A 3104-nucleotide genomic window follows, 5' to 3' on the forward strand; every position below is an offset into this window, starting at 1 on the left:
CCCCGCCACCGCCGCCGAGCGGCGCGCCGGGAGCCCGCCGCTCCACCTGACCGCGCTCGACCCGCTGGGCGCGCTGGCCGGCGACGCGGCCCGCGCCCCCGCGCTGGCGCACCTCGTGGCGCTGGTGCGTGCCTCCGACCGCGCGCTGTGGGCGTTCGACTTCCCGTTCGGCTTCCCGCTCGAGGTGCTCCCCGACGGCGCGCGCTGGGACGCGCACCACGCGCTCGTCGCCGAGTGGACGCACGACGGCTACGGGCTCGGCGTCGAGTGCGTGCGCCGCTCGCAGGCGCGCGGCGGGCCGATGCACGTCCGCCGGCTCACCGACGGCGACGCGCGCGCCCCGTTCGACCCGTACCACTACCGCATCATCTGGCAGACCTTCCACGGGATCCGCGACGTCGTCGGCCCGCTGCGCCGCGACCGCGGCACCGCCGTGCTCCCGTTCCACCACCGCCGCCTCGCCGGCGCGCGCCGCGTGCTGGTCGAGACGTGCCCGTCGTCGACGCTCAAGCGGTGGGGGCTCCCACACCAGCGCTACAAGCAGCCCGAGGGGGGCGCGCTCGCGCCGGTGCGCCGCCGCACGCGCCGCGCGATCGTCGACGCGCTGCGGGCGCACGTGGCGATGGACGCGCGCTTCGTGCGGCGCGTGATGCGCGACCCGGGGGGCGACGCGCTCGACGCGGTGATCGCCGGCGTCGGCGGCGCGCAGGGCGTCGCGCGCGCCGACCACGCCGCGCTGGCGCGCCATCCGCGCTACGGACGCGAGGGGCACCTGTACTACTGACCGCGCCGGCCGCGAGGATACGCAGCGACTGCGTATGCCGCCGCGGCGGCGGACTCCGATCGTGTGGGCACCCCGGCGGCGACACGCCAGCCGGCCCCCCCCATCCGATCGCGGCGCCTCGCGCCGAGGAGTCCATACATGACCGCCGTCCGCCCCCTCCTGCTCGCCCTCGCGCTGGCCGCGGCCCCGCTCTCCGCGCAGCGGATCGACACCGGCGCGCCGTCGGGCGTGCTCACCTCCGCCAACGGCTTCGGGCAGCTCAACCCGTCGCAGGCGTCGATCGTCGGGCAGACGTTCGTCGCGCCGCAGTACACGCAGCTCGACCGCTTCTCGTTCTGGCTGTCGGACTCGCGCAGCTTCGGCGTCACGTCGTTCCACGCGTTCGTCGCCGCCTACGACGGCGCGACCGACCGGATCGCGGGGCCGGTCCTCTGGCAGAGCGCCGCGCGGCTCGGCACGTCGTCGCCGCTCCCGGTCGAGACGACGTTCGAGATCGAAGGCGGGCTCCCGGTGCTGCCGGGGCAGCGCTACATCGCCTTCCTGGGCATCCCGTCGCTGGCGGGGAGCTTCGTGCAGCAGTTCGGCACCGCGCACCACGCGACGTCGCTCGCCGCCGACGGGCTGGGCTCGCGCGTGAGCACCGCGTACCCCGGCACGGTCGACTCCTACGCCGGGATCCGCTGGTCGCAGCCCGCCAACACGAATTTCGCGTTCGCGGCCACCTTCTCGAACGCGGCGACGCCGGTCAGCACCGTCCCCGAGCCGGCCACGGTCGCGCTGCTCGGCGCCGGCCTCGTCGGTCTCGCGGTGGCGCGGCGGAGGAAAGTTCAGGGGTGAGGAAGTTTGACCCAAGAGGCGGGACGCGGCGGCGCGCACCTTCGGGATGCGCGCCGGGCGAGGGAGGCGCGCGACGCACCGGCAGCCCTCGCTCCACCACGATCCCGAGGCCGCGTCCCATGCGCCCCTTCCGCACCGCCCGCCTGCCGCTGCGCGCCACCCTGGCCGCGCTCGCCGGCGTCTCGCTCGTCGCCGCCGCCACCCCGTCCCGCCCCGCCCCCGACGACGTCCGCACGCGCGTCCGCTACGGCGGCGCGTCGAAGCTCGGCAACGGGCGCGCGCGCGCCTACGTGATCACCGACGCCGCGCGCGGCACCCCCACCGAGGTCGGCGTCGCGCTCGACGAGGCCGCGCTCGAGGGGCTGCCGACGAGCGGGATGGGGCACGCGGTCGGCCACCAGGGCCCCGACCACGAGCTCGCGCTCCCGATCCCGGCGACGGCCGGCGTCCCGTTCAGGTGGGCGAGCCTGAACTGGAACGTCGGCGGGCACGAGCCGCCGGGGGTCTACGACACGCCGCACTTCGACTTCCACTTCTACACGATCGACAAGGCGAAACGCGACGCGCGCATCGTGCTCGCGAACCCGCGCTACGCCGCCGAGGCCGACCGCCTGCCGGCCGAGGAGTTCCGCCCGCAGCACGGCCTCGTGCTCGGCCCGCCGGGCGCGAAGCCGTCGGACGTCGCGGTCCCGCTGATGGGCGTGCACTGGATCGACGTGCGCGCGCCCGAGCTGCAGGGGCTCCTCGGCAAGCCGGAACGGGCGAGGCCGTTCACGGCGACGTTCATCTACGGCTCGTGGGACGGGGAGTTCATCTTCGCCGAGCCGATGGTGACGCGCGCGCACCTGCTGGCCAAGAAGGACGCGACCGACCCGGCGGTGCGCGACCAGGTCATCCCCGTCGGCACGGCGGCGCGCGCGCAGGCGGCGGGCTACTGGCCGGGCGCGTACCGCATCACGTGGGACGCGGGGAAGAAGGAGTACCGCATCGCGCTCACGCAGCTGACGAAGAAGCAGTAGCTCCGGTCGGCGCGCCGTCCACGCGGTCGCGACCGCTCACGCTTCAACCATCAGGGAGAACGGATTCGTCCGGATCAGGTCGGATTCGGCGGATGGGCGCCTGGAGGTTCGAGGAGCGATCCGTCGAATCCGACCGCATCCGACCGATCCGTTCTCCCCTGCTGTGGAAGAGTGGCAGGTCGCAGGTCGCAGGTGCAGTCCTCGTCGTTCCGAACCGCGCGACCTCGGGGGGAGGGGACGCGGGGAGGGCGGCGGCACGCGGGCGGGTTCGGGCTCACGCCCGGCCCGCCCGTCGTGCGTTCGCGCGTGCGTCAGCTCCGCGCCGCCGCCAGCGCGCCCGCCACGTCGGCGCGGCGCGACACGCCGAGCTTCGCGCGCACCCGCTCGGCGTGCGTGCGCGCGGTGTGCGGGCTAGTGCCGAGGCGCGCGCCGATCTCGGCGTCGCTCAGGCGCCCGGCGAGCAG

Annotated in this window: 3 protein-coding genes; all 3 read left to right on the forward strand. The window is 75.7% G+C overall.

Annotation, left to right across the window (positions count from 1 at the left end; all coding sequences use genetic code 11):
• On the forward strand, positions 1-784 hold a 784-nt coding region (locus PYV61_RS23035; protein WP_275836104.1), incomplete at its 5' end, for a hypothetical protein.
• Between the two features lie 138 nt (positions 785-922).
• Entirely contained in the window at positions 923-1621 is a 699-nt protein-coding gene (locus PYV61_RS23040; RefSeq protein ID WP_275836106.1) for a PEP-CTERM sorting domain-containing protein, read from the forward strand.
• A gap of 119 nt (positions 1622-1740) precedes the next feature.
• Entirely contained in the window at positions 1741-2640 is a 900-nt protein-coding gene (locus PYV61_RS23045) for a DUF5602 domain-containing protein (RefSeq protein WP_275836108.1), read from the forward strand.
• Positions 2641-3104: the final 464 nt, after the last annotated feature.

The organism is Roseisolibacter sp. H3M3-2 (genome assembly GCF_029211165.1).
Lineage (GTDB): Bacteria > Gemmatimonadota > Gemmatimonadetes > Gemmatimonadales > Gemmatimonadaceae > Roseisolibacter.

Bases quoted from the DNA above. Each gene is read 5' to 3' on its own strand.
- PYV61_RS23040 (WP_275836106.1), top strand. From the start codon at position 923: ATGACCGCCGTCCGCCCCCTCCTGCTCGCCCTCGCGCTGGCCGCGGCC.
- PYV61_RS23045 (WP_275836108.1), top strand. From the start codon at position 1,741: ATGCGCCCCTTCCGCACCGCCCGCCTGCCGCTGCGCGCCACCCTGGCC.